Origin of the sequence: Limosilactobacillus gastricus DSM 16045 (assembly GCF_001434365.1) — a bacterium.
Classification (GTDB): Bacteria; Bacillota; Bacilli; order Lactobacillales; family Lactobacillaceae; genus Limosilactobacillus; species Limosilactobacillus gastricus.
Genome location: NZ_AZFN01000020.1, coordinates 12,493 through 35,003 on the forward strand (window position 1 = coordinate 12,493; position 22,511 = coordinate 35,003).

The following is a 22,511-nucleotide window of genomic DNA, read 5'->3' on the forward strand; positions in this document are numbered from 1 at the left end:
TAAGCTTTCCTTAATTAGTATGGCGCCATTTGGGATCCGTCAGTACCCGCGCCGCCGTTAAGCCCAGCGGCAAAAAGACCATCACTTGAATTGCCTTCATCATCCATTCCGCACTGGTACCGACATTCATCATACCAAAATTATAAACTGCTCGATAAAGATACAGACCCGGTACCATGATGACAATTGAGGGAATCGTTATCGAAATCCGGGGATAACCAACCCGCCGCCGGATAATTGAAGCTAATAATCCCGCCGTTAATGCGCCTAAAAAGGCCGCCGCACCCGCTAGAATTTGATGATCAACGAGGGTTAGTCGCAAAGTATTCGCAATGGCCCCGATCAAGCCCGCTACACTGGCCATCCGCACCGAACTATTGAACATAATGGAAAAGCCAAATACCCCAAAGAAACTACAAATCAACCGTAAGATCATTAAGAGGGCTGGTGACATGGTGATGGCGATGAAATTTTCGGGTTTTAAGCCTACGATGACAGCCATTAGCCACCCTACTAGGGTCCCCACCAAAATAATTAAAATCGCATAGGATAAGCGTTCCAAACCGGAGCGCATATCTAATTTCGACATATCCAAGCCACTAGTAATAAATGGAAATCCCGGGATGATAAATAGCATAGCTCCAATATAACCAGCCTCATGGCGACCACTAACTTGAAAGAGTGCATGAATCAAATAAAAAGCTCCGGCATAACACAGACAAGCCACCGCCACAGCAATTGAAACACAGACTAAGAGCATCATCTTCCGTGCAATCAATTGACGGCGAATAAAATTCCCAATACCGGCCCCAATAAAAGAACACAACATTTCAATCGGTCCACCGCCTAGCAAAAACACGAAGGCGGCACAGGCTAAACCAGCTGCCAAACCTTGATGGATGGCAGTATAAGAGCTTTTTTCTTTTTCAATTTGTGAGAGACGATCATGAATCTCGGGCACAGTCCATTGACGATTAGATAATTCAATTTCTTTTACTAAACCTTCTAACCGATTTAATCTCGTCATATTCACACCTGATGATGGTAAGGATAAGACTTGCGTATAACTGTGAGCCCCTTCCACACAAGTGTATTCAATCGTCATTAAGCCAATATCGGCCGTACAGGTCAAGCCTAAGGAACGGGCGACAATATTCATGGCATCCCGGACCCGCCATGACCCGGTTCCGCAGGCTAAAATCATTAAGCCAATGCGGCCCACCGTCACGGTCCGCTCAATTAATGCGGCCTTTTTAGCCGGAACATCATCATTACTTTGCACAAACTGTTCCCATGGCATCTCCATATGTTGACGATATTCTTCGGTTTGATTTTCTGTTGCAGTCATGCCCGTCGTTTCCCCCTTAACTGAAATCAATGGCTTTGAAATCTTCGACAATATTCTGTTCTTCCGGACTCATCACATAACTTTGGCGAATCACTAACGAAATATAAAATTTGATCGGAACTTCATCCGTCAGTTCAATTACCTTAATCCCCGGTTCGTTCCGAACCGCTTGCTCGACCATTAAACTGATTCCGTAATTTTGCCGCACCAATTCTTTGACCCAGGAAATATCGGGAATGCGATAGACCGCAATTGATGGTTTCACTCCCGTATAATCACAATAAGTCTGAAAAGCCAGCTGATGAATATATTGTTGATCAAAATTAATAAACCGTTCCTGACCTAACTGGGCAAAGGTAAGCCGATCGTATTGGGCTAGGGGATGATGTTCACTAACAATTAATTTAAAGGGTAAGGCGGCTAAAGGATAAGCCGTAATTTGTGAAATGTGTAAGGGCTCCGTGGAAGCAATCAGGGCTAAATCTAAATGACCTTTGGTGACTTCAGTTAATAGTTCGTGTGATCCCATCGAGATAATTTTTAGCCGCTTTAATAATTGCGGCTGTAATTTCTCAACCACTTGCGAAATTACCATTTTTCCAATAATCGGCGGGATCCCAATTTGAATTTGCCGGTGCTTAGAACGTTCAATTTCTTGATGAGTCGTCGATAATTGGCCCAGCATCACCTTCGCATTTTCGTACAACAAAATCCCACTCCGAGTGATCATATCATCACGATGATTCCGCTCGGAATTAACTAATTTGGTTTGAAATTCTTTTTCCAGGCGTTGAACGGCTTGGGTAATCGTTGGTTGGGAAACCTTAAAAGCCTTCGCAACTTGGGTATAATTTCTCAATTCGACTAATTCAATAAAATATTTTAGATCCCGACTATTCATCTACCATCCCTCCTTACTCAGGGCTTAATATCCTTGTTATTATAAAGCTAATCAAGCCTGCATTTCAATCTAAGCTTTGTATGAAATTCCTAATAGCTTCATTAAAGATTGCTGGCTGCTCAGCCATCGGACAATGACCACTTTGTCTAACTACAACATGTTGCAAGCACGCGTTTTGCGCTTTTAATACTTCTACAAAATCCCCGTTAAAATAAGGACTATGTTGACCAGTAACCAAAAGGGTTGGCGTAGTAGTTGTCACCAACCCGGCTCGCCAATCCTGGCGAGCATGATCATAGAGTAAAGGCAGGTGGTCACGCCGATCAAAAGGAAATTGGGCTTTGACGATTGCTAATTGATTTAAGACCTTTGAGTCCAGTCCTTGATAGGTTTCAGAAACGTTTCCCCTTGTTTGCAGTAACAGACGGTAATTAGCCCTGGTGGCCCCACAATATCCATATGCCCAAGTCGGACTACTAATCATTTTCGGTGATTGATCAATCGCAATCACCCCGCGTAGATCAATCTCGGGATAAAGCTGCATTAGACCGTAAATGATACTAGCCCCCATTGAATGCCCCATCAAAATTGGCCGATCTAATTGGTAAGATTGTAAAAATTCTGCTAAATCATCAACGAGTGTTCTAACCTTGGTTAAGTGTGGATCTCGACTTGATGCCCCGTGATCCCGAAGATCATAGCTAATCCCCATTAAGGATAATTGGTCAATCAATGGCCATTGATCCGTCCAGATCTGTTGGTAACCTCCAAAGCCATGGATCATAACTAGCGGAATTCCATTTCCTTCTCGATGAATATTCAACCGCTTACCATCACGTAATTTAATTGTCACTGGAGAGCCCCTTCAATTAGTTCAGCAACCTTGGCTTGTAGTTCAGCCACCGTATGTCGTCGTGACCGACCACAATCTTTAGCTAAGCGACCACAAATCAAGCAGGTTCGCGCTGGCAAATTTAAATCTGCTCGTGAGATTGACCGCGTTTGCGATCCCTCTTGATATATGACGTCCATATCTAAGAGTCGGTGATCAGCTGAATCTTCTTCAAACTGACTTGTTAATTTCTTGGCAGCTTTAGGATCAGCATGTAGCTGATAAAAACTTTCGGGACCCGTTACAGATCCCAAATCCATTAAGGCCAATTTATAAGGCCAACCTTGCGCTTTTAAGACCATCTCAAATTGACGATTAACTTTTTCAAAATATTGACGAATAGTTGGCCCGTTTTTGACGGGGCCCGGAATATTCAACTTAATAGCAATGACGGTAGGATACCCATCCGTTAAAAAGCTGGCTTGCAATTTAACCCGTCGGTCTCGATTAGCCAAAACCTGCTCAATGTTGACCGCTGGGGATTGGTTAAAAATTTCCATGACAATTCCTCTTTTTAAATAATGCTTCTATCATACAACAAAAAGCCCCTAAGCATTCACCTAGAATGTTTAGGGACTTAATAGTTAATCCTTAATCTGCTTGATTTCATCAATTAAGGTACCATCACGGTATTCAACTAATGCTACTGTCCGATCAGTATATTCAACTGGTTTGGGTTGACCAACAATCTTAGCGGCCCGCGCCTGTAATTCTTCAATCGATACTAACGGTATTGATGGATGAGCTTTGAAAGCTTCAATCAAATCTTGACGAGCAGGGTTAACGGCAACCCCAACTTCAGTCACCACCACATCAATTGACGATCCTGGTGTCGTCACGGAATTAACTGCCGGAACAATCGTAGCGATCCGTCCCCGGGTTAATGGGGCCGAAATAATGGTCATCTTGGCCGTCCCCGCATCTTGGTGTCCACCAACAGCACCCCGAATTTCACCATTCGATCCAGTTAACACATTGACATTAAAGTCGGTATCAATTTCTAAGGCCGATAAGATTGCAATATCTAATTGATCCACCATTGCACCTTTATTATCTGGATCAGCATACCAGGAACCGTCAATTTCAGTTTGACCAGGATTCTTCTTCATACTTGCAGCGGCCCCTTTATCAAAGTCTTGGACGTCCATGACTTTCTTGACAAGACCTTCTTCTAGCAATTCCACGATTGGCGAGGTCGTCCCCCCACAAGTAAAGGAAGCAGTAATATCATGGTCTAACATTGATTGTCGTAAGAAACGGGCAACCGCTAAGGATGCGCCACCAGTCCCCGTTTGGAAAGAAAAGTCTTGCTTAAAATAAGGTGAGTTAACAATGACATCATTGACCATCTTAGCAATTTTTAATTCTTTCGGGTTCTTAGTGAAGCGCGTTGCCCCACTCCCAATTCGGTCAGGATCCCCAACTTTGTCGACCTTCACGACGTAGTCAACTTGGGTTTGTTGAATGGAAGCCGGGGTGTTCGGGTAATCGGCAATGGTGTCAGTTAAAAGGACAACTTTATCAGCGTACTTCGCATCAACTAAGGCATAACCTAATGAACCAAGGGCGGATTCACCTTCCATCCCATTGGCGTTTCCCATCCGGTCAGCATTCGGTACCCCTAAGAAAGCGACATCAATCTTAATGTTACCATTTTCAATTGACCGGGCCCGATTCCCATGGGAACGGAAGATCACTGGATTCTTCATTAAACCATGGGAGATCGCTTCCCCAAGGCTTCCCCGCATCCCCGAACTAGTAATATTAGTAACTGTTCCGGCCTTAATCGCTTCAATCACCTTATCATTCATCACTCCTGTTAATGAGGACGGAGCTAGCGTCAAGTTTTGATAGCCTAATTTGATAATTTGATCCATGACCATGTTAAAGACATAATCTCCATTCCGGAAATGGTGGTGGAAGGAAATCGTCATGCCATCCTTAAGGGTATCTTTAATCACTTGCGTTAATGAATCAACTAGCTTGTCATCACCTTTAGTGACCCTTACTTGGTGATCAGTGTAGGTAACCACTGGGTGACCGATTTCAGTCGTTTCAAATGGTTGGTAATCAGTTTGTGCTAAAACTTCGTCTGAAATTTCGCGTCCGACCTTATTCTTCAATGTATTCACCTTCCTCATTAATCAAATGTGATGCTTTAGCCAATCGAATAACTCGTTGTGCCCGTAAGACAACCGGACGATCGACCATCTGACCATTCATTGAGATTACTCCTGAATCCTTTTGGTTTGCCTCTTCAATAGCCGCTTCCACATCCAGCGCATTTTCAATTTCCTTGCGGGTTGGTTCATAAACTTTGTTGACCCAGTCAATTTGACGTGGATTAACCAGTGACTTTCCATCGAAACCAAGTTGATGAATATGTTCCGTTTCGCGTTGGAAACCTTCAACATCATTCATATTAGTAAAGACCGTATCAAAGGCGGCAATTCCTGCTGCCCGCGCCGCATGCAAAATCATATTCCGGGCAAACTCCAATTCCGCTCCGTCCGGGTAACGGTGGGTTTTCATATCGGTCGTATAATCTTCAGCCGAGAGCGCTAACCCAATCATGCGGTCCGTACTTTCCGCAATTTCTAAGGACTTTAAAACTCCTCGGGCGCTTTCGATAGCAGCCATAACATGGGTACTGCCTGGTTCACGGCCGAATTTTGCTTCTGCTTCTTCAACTACTTTAACCAGGTCCTGCATCATTTGAGCAGATTCAACCTTTGGCAAACGGACTACCTCGATCCCCGCTTTTACCATCGCAAAGACATCATTACGAAAGTATGGGGTATCGATGCCATTGACCCGGACCACTAATTCAGCATCCCCATAATCTTGGGTTTGTAACGCTTCATAAACCAACATCCGAGCGGCATCCTTTTCGGCCATGGAAACCGAATCTTCCAAGTCAAACATGATCGAATCAGCGCCGTAAATCCCAGCATCTTTCACCATCCCGGCGTTATTACCAGGTACGAACATCATCGTCCGTCGTAATCGTTCTTCCATCTTTTAAAGCACCTCCCAGTTTGGTTGATCCACGGTATCTAAAGACCGTTGGATAACAGCCATCATCCGCGCCTTAATGACACAATCTAGCGCCCCTTTATCAACAACCTTAACTTGTGCATCGGTAATGTCATAAGCAGCTAAAGTGTCTTTTATCACTTGCTCGATTTGATCACCATATAGATCTGCCACAGAAGAATCCAGATCAATCGTAATTCCTTGACCTTGACTTAAAGTAATCTGGACATCTGATGATTCTAATGTCCCTGCTAGAGCAGTTTGTTTAATCTCCATCTTTTACTTCCTTCCTATCTTTAACATTCGTTCTTGTAATGTCGCTAAGTGTTCCTTGATATAGTTATAACTACTGGTCGGCAATAATGCCTGTAAGCTTTGTTGATCACCAGTTAAAATGGCTTGTCGGACTCGTGTGGCCGAAATCGGTTGACCAGTTTGGTCCAGCTTTCGTGCCATTTCGACGACTTTAACTTCTGGTGGTAACAATCGCTTCATGACTTCATTATAGCTATTCGTGGTTTTTGATAATGGTTCCGTACCCACATACCTGCGCTTAATCTGCAAGGCAGGGACAAATTGATTTTTAAATAAAGTAATATCTAAAGCCGCTTGATAAGTACCTAAATCCTGATCGTCCTTCAAGAAGTATGCCGGAAAAGTCGCTGCACTGATCAGATAATCACCGCTCGCGACCGGTTTAACATTAGTTAAATCTGCTACCCCTTCTTTAACCAACTGCCACCGTTCCTGAAAGGTAAACAGCGATCGCTCCGCCTGGACAATAAAAAGATATACCAAATCATTTTCCTGACTCGCCGCCTCAACTAAAGCGCGGTGACCTAAGGTGAAGGGGTTGGCATTCATGACAATCGCGGCTACTTGCTGATGCGCTTTTGCTTTAGGAATTTCCTTGATAAAGCTGTTAATATCAGGAGTCCCTGCTTCGAGAATCACCCCATCACTGGTTGCAGCTAAAGTATGAAAACCAACATACTCGAAGCTTGCTTGATACTGAGGCTTGGTAAAGACAAATAAATGATACTGACCATTCGTAGCAGCCGCTTGCATCAACTGACTAATGACTTGGTTAAAAAGTGCCCCTTCCGCTGCATATCGCCGGTCAACTGCAATATACTTCAACACCTTGCCGGCTAGCGATCCAGTTGCCGCAATCGCTTGACCTTCGATCCAAACAAAAGTCTGCTCAATTTGATCAACTTCACTGGATTCAAAATGTTGAATCCCATTTACTTCCAGAAAATGACGCCATTTTTGATAATGACGTTTTATCTTTAGATTTAGCGTTTGGATTTCCAATCAATCACCCTTTCTATGTTGGCTCTTGGCAAAATCAATGACAGATTGGGCCACCGTCGTCACCACCCCATCATCAAATACTCCTGGAATAATCTTAGCGGGCTCAGGTTGTGAAATCATTTGTGCTAAGGCTTGGGCAATTTGGGCTTCCAATTCCCAGGTTACTTGTTTCAAATCGGTTTGTAACAGGCCCTTATATAAGCCCGGAAAAGCTAAGATATTATTAACTTGATTGGGGTACTGACTCGATCCTGTCGCGATTATCGTCGCTCCACCATCTTTGGCCACAGCTGGATCAATTTCTGGTTTAGGATTGGCTAAAGCGAAAATAATTGGGTCCTTCGCCATCGTCCGCACATCCGCAGCCGTCAAAACATCCGCAGTAGATAACCCAATGAAGACATCTTGCCCCACCATAGCACTTGATAAATCATCAAAATGCTCTTGTACCAAGCTTTCTTGCGCTACTTCACGTTGATACTGATTATATTCGGGACTATCTGGATGGACTTGCCCATCAATATCAAAGAGGGTGAGCTGCTTGACTCCCATTTTAATTAATAACCGGGCCGTGGCAACCCCCGAAGCCCCGAGGCCATTCAAGACCACCTTTAAATCGGTCAAGGGCTTTTGCACGACTTTCGCCGCATTAATCAAACCGGCCAGCACCACAATCGCCGTTCCTTCTTGATCATCATGATAAACCGGGATATCAACCGCCTGCCTTAATTGTTCTTCTATTTCAAAACAACGGGGGGCCTCAATATCTTCTAAATGAAAACCGGCAAAGGATTTGGAGATGTTTTTTAAGGTTTGGACAAACTCTGCTACCGGAACCTGATCTAAGGTTAAAGGAATCGCATCAACCCCCGCTAAATCTTTATATAAAAGTGCTTTTCCTTCGACAATCGGCAACCCACCTGCCGGGCCAATGTTACCTAACCCTAAGACCGCTGAACCATCAGTAACCATCGCTACTAATTTCCCACTTAAGGTATATTTGTCCTTTAATTCGGGATACCGTTCAATTAGTTTCGAAATTACCGCCACACCTGGTGTATAAGCTTTACCAAGTTCTTCACGATTATGCACGGCCATCTGCGGAGCCATATTTAAGACCCCATGATGTTGAGCATGGAGCGAAAGAATTTCTTCATCTGTCATTTTCGTTGCCCCCCTTTTTCATTGATCATCATACCACTTATTTTAACTTTTTCAAATTATAATTGATATTTTTAAAAATTTAAAAAGAATCTCCATATTTTAATCATGATATAATAATTTAAATGCAATCAGGGGGCCTTGACGATGGATATTGATCACAACCTATTACTCGGAAAACTAGCTGAAGACTACTACCTTAGTAAGATGTCAATTAACGACATTTCAAAAAAATATAATCTCAGTCGTTACCTCATCATGAAATACCTGGATGAGGCCATTAATAAACAGATTGTTACCATCAATATTCATTCCGGCTTAGATCGCAATCCAGAATTGGAGCGCCGGTTACACCAAGAGTTCGCAATTAAGAATCTATATGTAATTAAGGAAACCGATAATACCATCACGCAAGAAAAGATCATTTCATCTTTTGCCGCCACTCAAGTCCAGGCCGCCATTAAACCCGGCACCACCGTCGGGATCGCCTGGGGAGAAACGGTGGCGGATGTTATTACGGAGTTTAAGCAATCCGTCCAACCTGAAATTACCTTCACGCAATTCACCGGTGAAAACATGAAATATCGTTCCCAAGCTGGCTCAATGCGGATGGTGCAAAATGCGGCGGCTAAGTATAATGCGCCCTACTATATTATCCCGGCTCCTTTATATATTGTAAGCGATCAGGTTCGTCAACAACTAGTTCATGAACCAGCGATGGAACGGGTTTTCAATGTAGCTAACCAAATGGATCTCGTAGTCTGTGGCTTGGGAACTCTTGCTTCCATTGATTCGATTCAACCCTGGCGTGATCACAAAGCCCAAATTTTCCCTCAAGTCGACCTTGATCAAATTGCCGGCATGGCCTATGGACGCCCCTTTGACCTAAATGGTAATTTTTTAAACTTAGGACATGACACGACTTTTTCCATTCCACTAGAAACAATCCGGCAGGTACCACGACGGTTTGGCATTATCAAACGCAAATCAAAATACCAAGCAGCCCTTGGTGCTTTACGTGGCGAGCTATTCACCGATTTAATAATCACCGAATCGATTGCCTTGTTAATTTGCCATGAATTAGAAATAAGTGATTAAAAATAGAGGGTAGTAAGAAACTCATTTATGGTTCCTTGCTACCCTCATTGTTATTCCAACATGTTACCAGAGACCAATTACTTTACCCCAAAGTGGAACGGTTACTCCAAAGATTACTAAGTAAACCAGACCTAAGATAAAGTTGTATTTCCACCATTCACTCTGGCTTACGTAACCCGTCGAAGCTAAGATTGATGCAGGTCCATTCGCATAGTGCGTAGTAGAAGCCATAATCGTTGTCGTCAATGCAAGCATCATTGCTGACAGTGCTAACGGTGCTCCCGCAGCAACGGAAACCGTCAAGAATGGTAAGTAAAGAGCCGTCACATGGGCCGTCCCACTGGCAAAGAAGTAGTGACTGTAGAACATTACCAGCACCAAGACTGCCAAGACTACGCCCCAACTAATGCCGTGTAAACCACTTTGAACCGTCTTCGCAAACCAGACAATGAAACCATAGTCCGTTAACTTACTTGCCATGAAGACCAGGATGGAAAGCCAGATTAAGATATTCCAGGCACCTTTTTCTTTTAAGAGATCATCCACTTTCAGCACCCCAGTAATCAGTAAGATCACCACAGCTAGAAAGGCGACATAGGCCGCTTCGAATTGTTGAATATCAAAGAATCCTGCTAAGACCCACATTAAGATCGCCATCACAAAGACGGCCGTCATAATCTTTTCGGGCACGGACATCTTTCCCATTTCAGCTAACTTACCTTCCGACCAGGCTTTAGCATTGGGTGTCTCTTTAATTTCTGGTGGAAACATCTTATAGATTAACCACGGAATGACAACCGCACAAATAACAACTGGAACAATGGCGGTCGTAAACCAGCCAATCCAAGTCATTTGATAATGAGCTTTAGCGGCCATCGCTTGTGCCACAATATTAGGTGCAGCCCCCGTAACGAATAAGGCCGTAGAGATAATGTTGGCGTGGAAAGCCATGAAATCTAGAAAGGCCCCAATTTTCTTCCGTGACTTTTCATCAGGTTTGGAATCATAAGTTTCCGAAATAGATTCCACAATTGGCCAAACCACCCCACCTGACCGAGCACTATTGGAAGGAATTAAGCCACCCATAATTAGTTCTAGGCCGGTAATGGCATAAGCGATCCCAATGGAGCGTTTTCCGAATAGCTTAATCATATTGTAAGCAATCCGATTTCCTAAGCCTGTCTTGGTGATCCCCGCTGCCATGATAAAAGCCATCGCAATCAACCAGGAAGCCGAGTTACTAAAGGCGGATAAGATCCCACTATTAGTAACAACCCCGCTCGCTGATTTTGTCGATTCAACCGGCGCTAAACCAAGCAATACGGTAACCACTAACCCCAACAAGGTGGTCCCTGAAATTGGTAAGGGTTTGGTAATACAACCAATAATCGTTGCCACAAAGACCGTAAACATTTGCCATGCAATTGCCGATAAACCATCGGGGCGAATTGGTGTCATGCACCACATAATTACCCCAACCACTAAAGGCCAAATAAAGCCTTTATAATTAACCTTCTCTATGGTTTTCATTATTTTCTCCTTGATGAATTTGGTTATTCATCTCTTGCTATTCATCCATTGATGAAACCCCATCAATGACTGCTTGCATTTGTTCTGCTGAACGTTTCATTTTTTCGTGCTCTTCTGGAGATAAGTGGGTTTGAATGACTTGCGCAATGCCACTGGAATTAATTACTGCTGGAGTCCCCAGATAAAGATCCTTAATCCCATATTGACCACTCAAAGGCGCTGAAATCACCATCATCTTGTAATTGTTTTCGAGAATGGCCCGACAGATAGTGGACAGCCCATAAGCCACGCCATAGAAAGTTGCGCCTTTAGTGCCAATAATCTTACCGCCCCGTTGACGAACTTCAGTTTCAATTTGATTTTTCACTTCCGGAGTCAAATCAACCTGGTCTTTTAAAGGCCGTCCGTTGACCCTGGCTTCATCAAAATTGACGAACGAAGTATCACCATGTTCACCTAAGACTAGGGCGTCAATTTCACTCGGCTTAAAGCCAAAATGATCACCAAGAATGACGTTTAAGCGGGCTTTGTCTAAGAAAGTCCCCGTCCCAATGACCCGTTCGCGTGGGAAGCCGGAAATCTTTTGCGTTAATGTCGTCAAAATATCAACTGGGTTGGCGGAAACGACGAAAATTCCTTTAAAACCACTTTCCACAATTGGCTCTACAATCGAGCGTAAGATCTTGACGTTCTTATTAACGAGATCAATCCGGGTTTCTCCAGGCCGGCGCGGTACTCCAGCAGTAATGACTACAATTGCCGCATCCGCCGCATCCTGATAATCTCCAATATGGATATCAATATCTGCGGTCAATGGGGTTACATCCTGTAGATCCATTGCATCGCCTTGCGAACGTTCTTTATTCAGATCAACGATCACTAATTCTTCAACCGTTTTAACACTTTGGATTAACGAGTAGGCAAAGGTTGAACCCACTGCACCATCACCGACTAAAACTACCTTCCGATTCTTCAATTTCTGCTACCTTCATTCTGTAAATTTGTTTCAACGTTTGAAACTTTATTCACAAAGATCATACCACAAATCTCAACTTTGTTTTAATTATTTAAAAATTCTAACTATATTTTTAACATTTTTAAATTATTTTTGACTGTTCCATAGGGCTACTTGCAGTCCAGCTTGACGCCCAAAGATAATCGTTTCGGCAATGGAATTGCCACCAACCCGATTATTTCCATGCAAACCACCGGCAACCTCACCAGCGGCGTACAAGCCTTCAATCACGTCCCCGTTCCCATCCAACACATGGGTTTTGGAGTCAATGTGAAGACCACCCATAGTGTAATGAATGGCTGGCGCAATATGAATGGCAAAGAAGCCCGGTTGAGAAATGTCTCGTTCCATCCCCGTAGTCCGACCAAATTGCTCATCATTTTGATCCTGAACAGCTTGATTCCAATCACTAACGGTTTGCTTTAAGACCGTTGGATCCATCTTTAAGGTTTGTGCTAAGGCTTCGATCGTGTCACCGTGCTCTACCAGACCCGTTTTATCATAGAATTCAATGGCTTTCACCCGATCGCGGATCCCTTGATCAAAGATTAAATAAGCGCTTTGTTCTGGCAAGGCCGTGATCGCATTCGAAACGATCTTGCGTGTATTTAACTCATTGACAAAACGTTGTCCTTGCGCATTTACAAGGATCGCTCCTTCACCCCGTACCGCTTCGCCGATTAAATAAACATGTGGATTATCTTGTTGGACGGTTGGATGCACTTGAATCAAATCCATTTGCATTAATTCCGCCCCAACCCCTTCGGCTAATTCAAGTCCATCACCAGTGGCACCGGGTTGGTTAGTCGTCTTGTAATCAATCAGATCCGGCCGGTAACGCTTCATATAGGCTTTTGAGGCTCCAAACCCACCTGTAGCAAGAATAACGGCTTTGGCCTTAACCTCTTGACTATGACCATCTAAGGAAAGCTTAATTCCATTAACGCGCCCCGTTGCATCCTGCAATAATTGATCCACTTTGGTCTCATTAAATACTGGAATATTTTGTTGCGCCGCAACGTTTAATAAGCTCTTCACTAAGAAGCCACCAATTGGCGCCATGCTAGCTGGTCGGTGCGTCCGCTTTTTAGACATTCCACCAGTAACCGTAATATCATCCAGTTTAATCCCATGATCGGCCAACCAACTGATTGCGGGGGCTGAATGATAGACAAAGTAGCCAAGCATATCCTTATCATTGAGCTTTCCGCCATCTTTATAAGTTTCGCGATAGAAGTCCGCCACATTATCAATCACCCCATGATGTAATTGAACGTTGGTTTCCGCCGCGTTCATCCCTGATGAAGCCCGATTAGTATTGCCACCTAATTCGACATTTTTTTCAAAAACGGCAACGTCTAAGCCTGATTCATGCGCTTGGATGGCGGCCGTCAACCCAGTTCCACCTGAACCGACAATCACGGCATCATAGGTCGCTTTAATTTGGTCATGGGGAGTAGTTTGAAATTCACTTGCCATGTCTAATACCTCTTAGTTTTCCCGATCAATGTTGGTCATTTTCGTGTAGTCCATCCATTCATCATATTGTGCTTCGGTTACCTTTCCTGATTTCAAGGCTGCCTCTCGTAAGGTAGTGCCTTCTCGATCTGCTGTTTGGGCAATCACAGCACTATCGTGATAACCAATATGTGGTGAAAGAGCGGTAACCGTCATTAAGGAGTTATCCAACAGTTCAGCCATCCGTTCTTCATTAACTGTTAAACCATGAATCATCTTGTCTGCAAAGCCCGTCATCGTTCCAGCCAATAAATCAGCTGATTCTAAGAAAGCATCGATTAATACCGGCTTGTAGACATTCATTTCAAAATTACCTTGCGATGACGACATCGAAACCACGACATCGTTACCAGAGACCCGCATAGCGGCCATGGTAACTGCCTCGGCCTGAGTTGGGTTCACTTTCCCTGGCATAATGGAAGAGCCTGGTTCATTGGCCGGAATATTTAATTCGCCATAACCGGCCCGTGGACCAGAAGCTAAAAAGCGAATATCTTGAGAAATCTTGAAGACATCAGCTGCTAAGGTCTTAATGGCCCCATGCACAACGTTCAAGCCAGAATGATGGGCCAAACCGTAAAATTTATTAGATTTGGCAGTAAATTCGTGACCATAAACTGCTGAAACCTTCTCAGCAATCTTTTCGGGCATGCCTGGAGCAGCGTTTAAGCCGGTCCCCACGGCCGTTCCCCCAATTGCTAATTCTAATAAGGTTGGTCGTAAATTCTCTAAATAAGTTAAGTCATGTTCTAAAGCTGAGACGTAGCCCGAAACTTCTTGACCAAAGGTTAATGGCGTGGCATCTTGTAAGTGCGTCCGCCCTACCTTAACTGTCCGCCAGTATTGATCTTGCTTTACCTTCAACTCATCAATTAAATGTTGGGTAGCTTTTTCAAGCTTTGCGACCGCATCCACCGCTGCCATATTCATAGCAGTTGGAAAGGTATCGTTCGAGCTTTGTCCCATGTTAACGTGGTCATTCGGTAAGATTTCAACATCTGGATTTAATTCGTGGGCCTTATGAGCGACGACTTCATTCGTGTTCATATTGGTTTGCGTCCCCGAACCCGTTTGATAAACCTTTAACGGGAAGTCCTTACGTAATTCTTCATCATCTAAAGCCAGCAAACTATCGATTGCTTCAATGATTAAGTTGCCCCGTACTTCGTCAATTTGAGCTAGTTCCAAATTAGCTTGGGCTGCTGCCTTCTTAATGTTAAGCAAGGCTCGAATTACTGGTAGTGGCATGTATTGGCCGGTTGGGAAATTATGCCGACTCCGTTCCGTTTGGGGTCCCCATAATGCATCTGCTGGGATCTTAACTGAACCTAAAGTATCTTCTTCAGTACGATATTCAACCATGATAAACCTCCAATGGTTTTTACTTTGTGAAGCATTACACATCTATGTGCTTATAATAGCTTGTATTAAATAATATTGTCAAAAGCTAACAAAAGCTATTGATTCACTTATAGAGAAGCTTGACTTAACTGTCACTAGTGACTTTAACGAATAGTTAATTCACCTTTTCACAATCTTTTTCTGATAAGTAAAAATATTTTTTCTTACTGTTATAAAAAACGGATGATCAATCAAAATGATTCACCATCCGTTAAATTTATTTAGTTGATCTCGATCGTTTCCATTACAACGTCTTCAACGGGCTTATCAGCATAGTCTCGTTGAACCTGACTAATCTTTACAGCTACATCCATCCCATCAATCACTTGTCCAAACACTGTGTGCCGATGATCAAGCCAAGGGGTCCCCCCTTGTTGGTATTGGCTAACTACTTCTTCTGGGTAGCCAGCATTGCGCATTTGATCGATCATCGATGCAGGCATCTCAGTACTCGTAACGATAAAAAATTGACTACCATTGGTATTCGGACCGGCATTAGCCATCGAAAGGGCCCCATTAAAGTTGAATAATTCATTGGAAAATTCATCTTCAAAGGCTGCTCCATAAATGCTTTCACCCCCTGTACCAGTCCCGGTTGGGTCACCACCTTGAATCATAAATTCTGGAATCACCCGATGGAAAATTACACCATCATAGTAGCCTTGTTGGGCTAGTTCGACAAAATTCTTCACCGTCTTGGGTGCTTGCTCAGGGAATAATTGAACTGTGATGTCCCCCTGATTAGTCTTGATGGTTGCTTTTGGACCATTGGCCACTTCTAATGATAACTGTGGAAATTCACTCATTAATCTTACCTCTTTATTTATGATGATTTAATCATATCAAAGGAGCGGGCCTTAATTCCAGTTATTCGATTAAATCTAACGAATGTAGCGCTGTTTAGTCTCTGGTCCAAAGGCAAAGGTAACGATTGAAGCAATAATCGCTAAGATTGCAATACTATAAAAAATGTAAGAAGTTGCAAAATTCGTCATCAGCCAAACAATAAAGTAGGGCATCAAAACATTCATTAATTTCCCAGCCCCAGCTGCATACCCTTCGCCACGGAACCGATATTTAGTCGGGAAAAGTTCTGGAACGTAAACTGACAGGATACTTGCATTCATCGCGTACATCGCCATCGTCAAGCAAAAACCAATTATCATTACGGCCGCATCCGATTTTTGGTAGGTATAAATAATACCAAGAATGGCAATGACCAAGAAACCGATGCCGATTGTCCACTTCCGACCAGCCCGATCAACGACGCTCGCTCCGACCAAAGCTCCTAATGGGGCCCCAATCATCATAACCGTGGAGTACATCAAGGAATGGAAAATATCAACCCCTTCTTTAACCAAGATCGTCGGTACCCAACTGGTGAAGGTATACTGGCAAACGGTTGTCGCCATGGCCACGATGATACCAACAATAAAGGCCCGTTTCAGTCCTACATGAATAGTTCGACTTTCCTTTCCATTGGTTTCCTGTGCTTGCATCGGGTCATAGTAACCATTAATCGACATTTCTTCAATTATTTTTTCTGCTTCCTCATGGCGTCCTTTGGAAATCAACCACCGCGGTGACTCTGGAAAATTGTGGCGCCGAACAGCCCAAAGAATCAAAGCGGCAATCCCAATAATGAAGAAGAGTGGCCGCCAGCCAAAATCAGGAATGATCAACATACAAAGGAGAAAGCCAAGGGGTGAACCAATATTACCAATCACAGAGATCGCACCACTCCACCGTCCCCGGTGTTTAGTGGGAGCAAATTCATTAATGGTCGCAAAGGCGGTCACAATTTCCGCCCCCAAACCGATCGTCGCAATAAATCGCAAAATCGACAGAATCGCAATATTGGGAGCAAAGCCACCTAATAATGTAGCTGCTCCAAAAATAAAGAGATTTGCCTGGTAGGCTTTGCGGCGACCAAAGTAGTCCCCAAAGTAACCAGCAATAATTGAGCCAATAAAGAGACCCAGAAAACCTGCCGACAAAAAGGTTGAACCTTGGGCTTCGGTCGCAAATTTGGAGGTAATCATAGCTGTATTGGTTGAACTAGCCATATAGACATCGGCCGCATCAATCATTAATCCTAAGCCCACCAAGGTAAAAACCTTATAAAAGGTGGGACTTTCTTTAGCATTATTCAAGCGAGTTATAGTTATTTGTTCAGCACTAAGATCCATCATTCTTTACCTCATTTCTCAAATATCTGGGCCATGCTTTCTTTAGAATAATTTTGTTCCAATTGATTTAAGCCTGGTAAGTTCACGAAATTATTGAAGTCATTAAATTGCACCATGTGCTCCCGGGCATGTTCCGTCTTACCAGTTTGATATAGTTCGGTCATCAATTCCCGATCCGCATAAGTATCAGCATAAGTTAAGGCATTCGGGTGAACTACTAAGGCGTAGCCCATCGCTTCCAGTTCTTGAATGGTACAAAGGGGAGTATCACCATCTTCAATCATGTTCGCCATCAAAGGGACGTCCGGAAAGGCCGCAACAACTTGACGTAACTCATCTTTACTTTGTGGTGCTTCCACAAAGACCATGTCAGCTCCAGCTTCATGATAAGCTTTACTCCGTGCAATCGCCTCTTCAAGTCCATAAACCTGGCGAGCATCGGTCCGAGACATAATTAAGAAGTCATCATTTTGGCGTGCCTCAACCGCGGCTTCGATTTTTGCAACTAATTCTTCGGTTGGAACAACGCTCTTACCTGCCATGTGACCACAACGTTTTGGCCAGACCTGATCTTCGATGAATAAACCGGCTGCCCCGGCCTGTTCAAATTCTCGAACGGTCCGTTTTACATTTTCAATGTCACCATAGCCAGTATCAGCGTCGGCGAAAACTGGCACATCAACTGCGGCAATAATGCGGCGTAATTGATCTAAGACTTGACCATAATCCAAGATTCCGCGATCTGGTTGCCCTAATAAATCAGCGCTGGCCGCATAACCAGCCATGAAGAGGGCATCAAAACCAACCGACACGGCGACCTTGGCCGCTAAGACATCCGGGACGACCACCATATTTAAAATTTGGGGATCATCAATTAATTGCTTGAAAGTTTGTCGTTCTTTTTCGAATGTTCGCATGATCTTACCTCGCTATTCAAAGTGATACTGACCGGCCTGGTCACCATTCATTGTGGCAATCTTAATGGAGCTCGTAATTTTATTGATAGTATCCGTCGGTATCCGGTTAAATATTGCTCCATCAATTCCTAATTGCTCTGCCATTTGAAACCGTTCCATTAAGCCTGCTTCACCATATTCTTCAAAGCAGTCGAACTTCGCCCAAATTTCACTACTGGCAGCCTGGTGGGCATCAATCGCTGCCTTAATTCGACCAGCAAAATCATATTTATCAGCAGCCTTGGGCTGGTTAGTAGATGAAGGAAAAATTTGATCATTGATGGTAATAATGTCCGCCCCGTAATATTCAAATTCCTTGACGGTAAAGTAAGTGTTCAGGGGATTTCCAAATCCTGATTGTCCATCCGCAATCATTGGCTGGTTAGTTTGTTGGCGCAGATAGCCAAAAAACTTAATATATTCTGATCCCGAAATTAAACCTTCATTTGGTGAACCTAAAAATTGTTGCGTAAAATCCGTTGGGTCGACATAGTAAATTTCAGCATGTGGATCAACATCTGTAGCAGCATGGAATTTCTTGATAATCTTTGTCATCGTCACTTCTCACTTTCTTTTCGCAAAATAAAAACGCCTCGTTCAATTGAACAAGACGCTTGAGAATTTATTCGTCGTCGCCTTGTTCGTTATCAACACAAACAGGACTCGACATAAAATGTAGAGTCCACTCATGATAATAATAAGACGACGACAACAGTCGCAGATGTTTGAGCTAATTTGGAAACTTTCGTCATGAGTCGAACTCCTTTCTTTGATTGGTGAGTATTATATACAGAATTAAATTATAAAATCAAGAGAAAAATTAAAAATGAATTAAAAAGCATTTAACTAACTTTCTTAAAAAGTCAATCAAATGCTTTAATTATCAACTATTTTGCTGCGGTGAATAAGTCATCACCATGCGTAACTTCACCATCAGCATCCCGTGAAACAGTTTGGTAGTTAGCGGTGTTAGTTAAAATAACCATCACTGTAGTGTCATAACCAGCCGCCTTTACAGCCTCAAGATCAATCGTTCCGAGCTTGTCACCCTTCTTAACGGTTTGACCTTGTTCGACGAAACTTTCCATGTGTTGACCTTCTAGATTAACCGTGTCAATCCCAGCGTGGATTAAAATTTCGGCCCCGTTATCAGCCGTAATTCCGTAAGCATGCTTGGTAGCATATGCTACTGATAAAGTCCCATCAGCTGGAGCATAAATCGTCCCATCACTTGGTACTACGGCTGCCCCATCCCCCATCATCTTTTGGGAGAAGACTTCATCGTTAACTTGCGAAAGATCTTCCACTTGACCAGAAACTGGACTGGCAATTGTCACAACATCGGCACCAGCACTTGGAGCTGTTGTCGTGGTTTCTTCAGCTGCAGCTACCGTAGCGGCATTGTCATCCGCACCGGCAACCACATCACCATCAACTAATTGCATATGTGATTTCCCGTAAAGGTAGGTAATGATAAAGGCAATCGCAAAACTAATTAATTCACAGATTAAGTAGAATGGAATGGACTTTGGATAGATGGAAATAAATCCAATGAAACCGGCTGAACCCATAGAAGCCGCAATAACGTGGAATAATCCGGCTAAAGTTGAAGCCACACATGATCCAACTAAGGCACAGAAGAATGGGAACCGCAACTTCAAGTTAACCCCGAAGATAGCTGGTTCAGTAATCCCAAGTAAAGCGGAAACCGCTGAAGAACTCGAAAGTCCCTTCATCTTGGAATCTTTGGTTAAGAAGTAAACCGCTGTGGTAGCAGCCCCTTGCGCAACGTTGGCCATGGAAGCCACCACGAAGATAAAGTCACCAGAACCTTTACCGTTAGCAAAGGCTAATACCAATTGTGTTTCGATGGCTGGGAAACTTTGGTGCAGCCCGGTCAAAACAATTGGCGAGTAAACCGCCCCAAAAATACCGGTTCCGACAAATCCTAAGGTGTTGTATACCCAAACAATTCCATCTGTCAACCAGTTAGAAAGTTCCCGCATGACTGGTCCGACAATGATAAAGGTCAAGAAACCAGTTAATAGCACTGATAGCAGTGGCGTAAAGGTAAAGTCCACGGCCGATGGCAAGTGCTTGTGGAACCACTTTTCAAAGACTGACAATAGCCAAACTGCGGCTAATGCTGGAATAACTTGGCTGGTGTATGCCGCATATGAAACGTGCAAACCAAATAAATTCCAGTAAGCTATTCCCTTAATGGCATCCGGATTGGTAGCGGTGATGGTCATCATCATTCCGACAAAGGCCCCCAAGTACTGGTTAGCCCCAAACCGCTTAGCCGCCGATACCCCAACCAAAATTGGTAGGAAGGTATATGGCGCCGCCGACATGACCGAAATCATGGATGAAATCCCCTTCAAAGCTGGGTACATCTGAATGATCGATTCAGAACCAAACTTCGAAGTAAAGACGTTGTTTAAAGCCATTAACAAACCACCGGCAACCAAGGCTGGAATAATCGGGACGAAAATGTCCGATAAGAGTTTGATAAAGGCCATCACTGGGTTAAACTTTTGGTTCTTAGCTGCGATTTGTTTTAAATCATCAGTTGAAACTTCTTTTAATCCAGTTTCCTTAATTAAATAATCGTAGACATTGTTAACATCACCAGGTCCAATGATGATTTGGAACTGACCGTTGGTACTGAATGTCCCTTTAACTCCATCATTGGCATCCAAGGCTTTTTGATCCACCTTGGACTCATCTTTTAATACTAACCGCAACCGTGTAGCACAGTGAGCAGCGGCAATCATATTATCTTTACCGACCGCTTTTACCACATCAGCAGCAACTTGCTTATGGTCCATAATACATTCTCCTTACTATTTTACGCATGTAAGCGTTTTATCTGTGTACTATTATTGCCGATTAACGAAAAAAAGTCAACCGGATAACATATTTTATGTTAAACAAGTTGACCATAGCTATAGGTAGCTGCTAATTCTAAATCCGCACTTAACAAATTAAAGTCGGCATCACGACCAGATTCTAAAATACCCTTTTGGGGTAGATTAAATTCTCGTGCTTGATTAACTGAGGCCATCTGAACCGCCCCGTTAATCGAACAGCCCGTGAAAGCAATAATATTTTTAAAGGCATGCTTAAAGAGTAAAACCGATCCGGCCAAATTACCACTTTCTAAGCGGGCCTGACCCTCTTTAACAATTACCTTTTGGCCTCCTAATTCAGATTCACCATCTGGTAATCCTTTGGCTCGCATGGCATCTGTCACCAACTCCAGTCGTTTAGCACCCATCACTAAGTAGGCTAATTTAACCATCTCGGGCACGACGTGAAAACCATCAGCAATGATTTCTCCCGTAATCTGATCATTTAAAAGGGCATATCCGGTTACCCCGGGTTGACGATGATGTAGCCCCCGTTGGGCATTGTATAAATGGGTCACATGACTTGCTTGAGAATTTTGCATTTGCTCGTATGTTGCATCCGTATGCCCAGCCGAAGCAATAACCTCATCTTCAAAACACGCCTTTTCTAATTCTCGCGCTTGCGGCATTTCCGGAGCATAAGTAATAATTTTAACCATCCCGTTCGCTAATTTTTGCCACTGTCTTAACAAGGTTGGATCGGGATTTTTCATAAAGGGAGCCGGTTGCGCACCTTTATATTTCTCGTTGATGAACGGTCCTTCTAAATGAATCCCCTGAATGACCGGATTTTTTAAGGCGGCTTGTGATACGGCTTTCACGGCACGATCAAAGCGATCCACCGATTGAGTGACGGTTGTGGGAAATACCGTGGTTACGCCCTCATTCACCGTCATCTGATTCACCATCCGATCAATTTGATCGGGATCAGCATCCATAGTATCAATCCCATACCCGCCATGACAATGAATGTCAATAAATCCTGGGACCATGACCTGTCCAGAGACATCCAAAACTGTCTGGTCATTCTCTGATGGTATAAAATCGGTCATCGGTCCCACATCAATTACTCGTTGGTTAAAGCGTAGATAGCCTTTCGGATATTCCTCTGCTCCCGTGTAAATGTGGGCATTTTTAATCACAGTTTGCATTGTTGTCCCCTAAAAAATAAATTATATATGTTTTATTGTATCACTATTTATCAACAGACCATTTGCACATCCATTCGTTAAAAAGT

The 22,511-nt window shown here is 43.4% G+C and carries 20 protein-coding genes; 1 reads left to right on the forward strand and 19 read right to left on the reverse strand.

What is annotated here, in order from left to right:
• Positions 1 to 10 precede the first annotated feature (10 nt).
• The 9 genes from FC60_RS07165 to FC60_RS07205 all read right to left on the reverse strand — a co-directional run bounded on the left by FC60_RS07165 (position 11) and on the right by FC60_RS07205 (position 8,658).
• Positions 11 to 1,348, reverse strand: coding sequence for a threonine/serine exporter family protein (locus tag FC60_RS07165; RefSeq protein WP_056937762.1), 1,338 nt, complete (start codon positions 1,346 to 1,348; stop codon positions 11 to 13).
• Between the two features lie 16 nt (positions 1,349 to 1,364).
• On the reverse strand, positions 1,365 to 2,249 hold the full coding sequence (locus tag FC60_RS07170) for a LysR substrate-binding domain-containing protein (protein ID WP_056937738.1): 885 nt from the start codon (positions 2,247 to 2,249) through the stop codon (positions 1,365 to 1,367).
• 64 nt (positions 2,250 to 2,313) lie between these two features.
• Positions 2,314 to 3,102, reverse strand: a complete 789-nt coding sequence (locus tag FC60_RS07175) for an alpha/beta fold hydrolase (RefSeq protein WP_056937739.1) — start codon at positions 3,100 to 3,102, stop codon at positions 2,314 to 2,316.
• Positions 3,099 to 3,641 (reverse strand): citrate lyase holo-[acyl-carrier protein] synthase, encoded by a 543-nt coding sequence (gene citX / locus FC60_RS07180; protein WP_056937740.1) that lies wholly within the window; start codon positions 3,639 to 3,641, stop codon positions 3,099 to 3,101. The genes FC60_RS07175 and citX overlap by 4 nt, the downstream gene beginning before the upstream one ends.
• 84 nt (positions 3,642 to 3,725) lie before the next feature.
• Positions 3,726 to 5,264, reverse strand: a complete 1,539-nt coding sequence (gene citF / locus FC60_RS07185; protein ID WP_056937741.1) for a citrate lyase subunit alpha — start codon at positions 5,262 to 5,264, stop codon at positions 3,726 to 3,728.
• Complete coding sequence (gene citE, locus FC60_RS07190; RefSeq protein WP_056937742.1) at positions 5,254 to 6,159, reverse strand: citrate (pro-3S)-lyase subunit beta; 906 nt, start codon at positions 6,157 to 6,159, stop codon at positions 5,254 to 5,256. The genes citF and citE overlap by 11 nt, the downstream gene beginning before the upstream one ends.
• A 3-nt stretch (positions 6,160 to 6,162) precedes the next feature.
• Complete coding sequence (gene citD / locus FC60_RS07195) at positions 6,163 to 6,453, reverse strand: citrate lyase acyl carrier protein (RefSeq protein WP_056937743.1); 291 nt, start codon at positions 6,451 to 6,453, stop codon at positions 6,163 to 6,165.
• 3 nt (positions 6,454 to 6,456) lie between these two features.
• Positions 6,457 to 7,494 (reverse strand): [citrate (pro-3S)-lyase] ligase, encoded by a 1,038-nt coding sequence (gene citC / locus FC60_RS07200; protein WP_056937744.1) that lies wholly within the window; start codon positions 7,492 to 7,494, stop codon positions 6,457 to 6,459.
• Positions 7,495 to 8,658 (reverse strand): NAD(P)-dependent malic enzyme, encoded by a 1,164-nt coding sequence (locus FC60_RS07205; RefSeq protein ID WP_056937745.1) that lies wholly within the window; start codon positions 8,656 to 8,658, stop codon positions 7,495 to 7,497.
• 144 nt (positions 8,659 to 8,802) lie between these two features.
• On the opposite strand from FC60_RS07205, the gene FC60_RS07210 reads away from it, so the two are divergent.
• The gene (locus FC60_RS07210) at positions 8,803 to 9,753 is read left to right on the forward strand and encodes a sugar-binding transcriptional regulator (protein WP_056937746.1); all 951 of its coding nucleotides are present in this window, start codon (positions 8,803 to 8,805) and stop codon (positions 9,751 to 9,753) included.
• 63 nt (positions 9,754 to 9,816) lie between these two features.
• On the opposite strand, the gene FC60_RS07215 is transcribed toward FC60_RS07210, so the two are convergent.
• The 10 genes from FC60_RS07215 to nagA all read right to left on the reverse strand — a co-directional run bounded on the left by FC60_RS07215 (position 9,817) and on the right by nagA (position 22,425).
• Positions 9,817 to 11,283: a DASS family sodium-coupled anion symporter gene (locus tag FC60_RS07215; RefSeq protein ID WP_056937747.1), complete on the reverse strand. Its 1,467-nt coding sequence runs from the start codon at positions 11,281 to 11,283 to the stop codon at positions 9,817 to 9,819.
• Positions 11,284 to 11,320: 37 nt separating this feature from the next.
• Positions 11,321 to 12,259 (reverse strand): L-lactate dehydrogenase, encoded by a 939-nt coding sequence (locus tag FC60_RS07220; protein ID WP_056937748.1) that lies wholly within the window; start codon positions 12,257 to 12,259, stop codon positions 11,321 to 11,323.
• A gap of 126 nt (positions 12,260 to 12,385) precedes the next feature.
• On the reverse strand, positions 12,386 to 13,777 hold the full coding sequence (locus FC60_RS07225) for a flavocytochrome c (RefSeq protein ID WP_056937749.1): 1,392 nt from the start codon (positions 13,775 to 13,777) through the stop codon (positions 12,386 to 12,388).
• Between the two features lie 12 nt (positions 13,778 to 13,789).
• Complete coding sequence (locus tag FC60_RS07230) at positions 13,790 to 15,178, reverse strand: class II fumarate hydratase (protein ID WP_056937750.1); 1,389 nt, start codon at positions 15,176 to 15,178, stop codon at positions 13,790 to 13,792.
• 260 nt (positions 15,179 to 15,438) lie between these two features.
• Positions 15,439 to 16,023 (reverse strand): peptidylprolyl isomerase, encoded by a 585-nt coding sequence (locus FC60_RS07235; protein WP_056937751.1) that lies wholly within the window; start codon positions 16,021 to 16,023, stop codon positions 15,439 to 15,441.
• A gap of 75 nt (positions 16,024 to 16,098) precedes the next feature.
• Entirely contained in the window at positions 16,099 to 17,406 is a 1,308-nt protein-coding gene (locus tag FC60_RS07240) for an MFS transporter (protein ID WP_056937763.1), read from the reverse strand.
• 11 nt (positions 17,407 to 17,417) lie between these two features.
• Complete coding sequence (locus FC60_RS07245; protein ID WP_056937752.1) at positions 17,418 to 18,323, reverse strand: isocitrate lyase/PEP mutase family protein; 906 nt, start codon at positions 18,321 to 18,323, stop codon at positions 17,418 to 17,420.
• Positions 18,324 to 18,335: 12 nt separating this feature from the next.
• The gene (locus FC60_RS07250) at positions 18,336 to 18,917 is read right to left on the reverse strand and encodes an isocitrate lyase/phosphoenolpyruvate mutase family protein (protein ID WP_056937753.1); all 582 of its coding nucleotides are present in this window, start codon (positions 18,915 to 18,917) and stop codon (positions 18,336 to 18,338) included.
• A 332-nt stretch (positions 18,918 to 19,249) separates the two neighbouring features.
• Positions 19,250 to 21,193: a sucrose-specific PTS transporter subunit IIBC gene (locus tag FC60_RS07255; protein WP_056937754.1), complete on the reverse strand. Its 1,944-nt coding sequence runs from the start codon at positions 21,191 to 21,193 to the stop codon at positions 19,250 to 19,252.
• A gap of 98 nt (positions 21,194 to 21,291) precedes the next feature.
• Positions 21,292 to 22,425, reverse strand: a complete 1,134-nt coding sequence (gene nagA, locus FC60_RS07260; protein WP_056937755.1) for an N-acetylglucosamine-6-phosphate deacetylase — start codon at positions 22,423 to 22,425, stop codon at positions 21,292 to 21,294.
• Positions 22,426 to 22,511 lie beyond the last annotated feature (86 nt).

Excerpts from the sequence above, each read along its gene's own strand:
- FC60_RS07165 (WP_056937762.1), bottom strand. The coding sequence starts at position 1,348 with ATGACTGCAACAGAAAATCAAACCGAAGAATATCGTCAACATATGGAG.
- FC60_RS07170 (WP_056937738.1), bottom strand. The coding sequence starts at position 2,249 with ATGAATAGTCGGGATCTAAAATATTTTATTGAATTAGTCGAATTGAGA.
- citX (WP_056937740.1), bottom strand. The coding sequence starts at position 3,641 with ATGGAAATTTTTAACCAATCCCCAGCGGTCAACATTGAGCAGGTTTTG.
- citE (WP_056937742.1), bottom strand. The coding sequence starts at position 6,159 with ATGGAAGAACGATTACGACGGACGATGATGTTCGTACCTGGTAATAAC.
- citD (WP_056937743.1), bottom strand. The coding sequence starts at position 6,453 with ATGGAGATTAAACAAACTGCTCTAGCAGGGACATTAGAATCATCAGAT.
- FC60_RS07205 (WP_056937745.1), bottom strand. The coding sequence starts at position 8,658 with ATGACAGATGAAGAAATTCTTTCGCTCCATGCTCAACATCATGGGGTC.
- FC60_RS07210 (WP_056937746.1), top strand. The coding sequence starts at position 8,803 with ATGGATATTGATCACAACCTATTACTCGGAAAACTAGCTGAAGACTAC.
- FC60_RS07215 (WP_056937747.1), bottom strand. The coding sequence starts at position 11,283 with ATGAAAACCATAGAGAAGGTTAATTATAAAGGCTTTATTTGGCCTTTA.
- FC60_RS07225 (WP_056937749.1), bottom strand. The coding sequence starts at position 13,777 with ATGGCAAGTGAATTTCAAACTACTCCCCATGACCAAATTAAAGCGACC.
- FC60_RS07230 (WP_056937750.1), bottom strand. The coding sequence starts at position 15,178 with ATGGTTGAATATCGTACTGAAGAAGATACTTTAGGTTCAGTTAAGATC.
- FC60_RS07235 (WP_056937751.1), bottom strand. The coding sequence starts at position 16,023 with ATGAGTGAATTTCCACAGTTATCATTAGAAGTGGCCAATGGTCCAAAA.
- FC60_RS07240 (WP_056937763.1), bottom strand. The coding sequence starts at position 17,406 with ATGGATCTTAGTGCTGAACAAATAACTATAACTCGCTTGAATAATGCT.
- FC60_RS07245 (WP_056937752.1), bottom strand. The coding sequence starts at position 18,323 with ATGCGAACATTCGAAAAAGAACGACAAACTTTCAAGCAATTAATTGAT.
- FC60_RS07250 (WP_056937753.1), bottom strand. The coding sequence starts at position 18,917 with ATGACAAAGATTATCAAGAAATTCCATGCTGCTACAGATGTTGATCCA.
- FC60_RS07255 (WP_056937754.1), bottom strand. The coding sequence starts at position 21,193 with ATGGACCATAAGCAAGTTGCTGCTGATGTGGTAAAAGCGGTCGGTAAA.
- nagA (WP_056937755.1), bottom strand. The coding sequence starts at position 22,425 with ATGCAAACTGTGATTAAAAATGCCCACATTTACACGGGAGCAGAGGAA.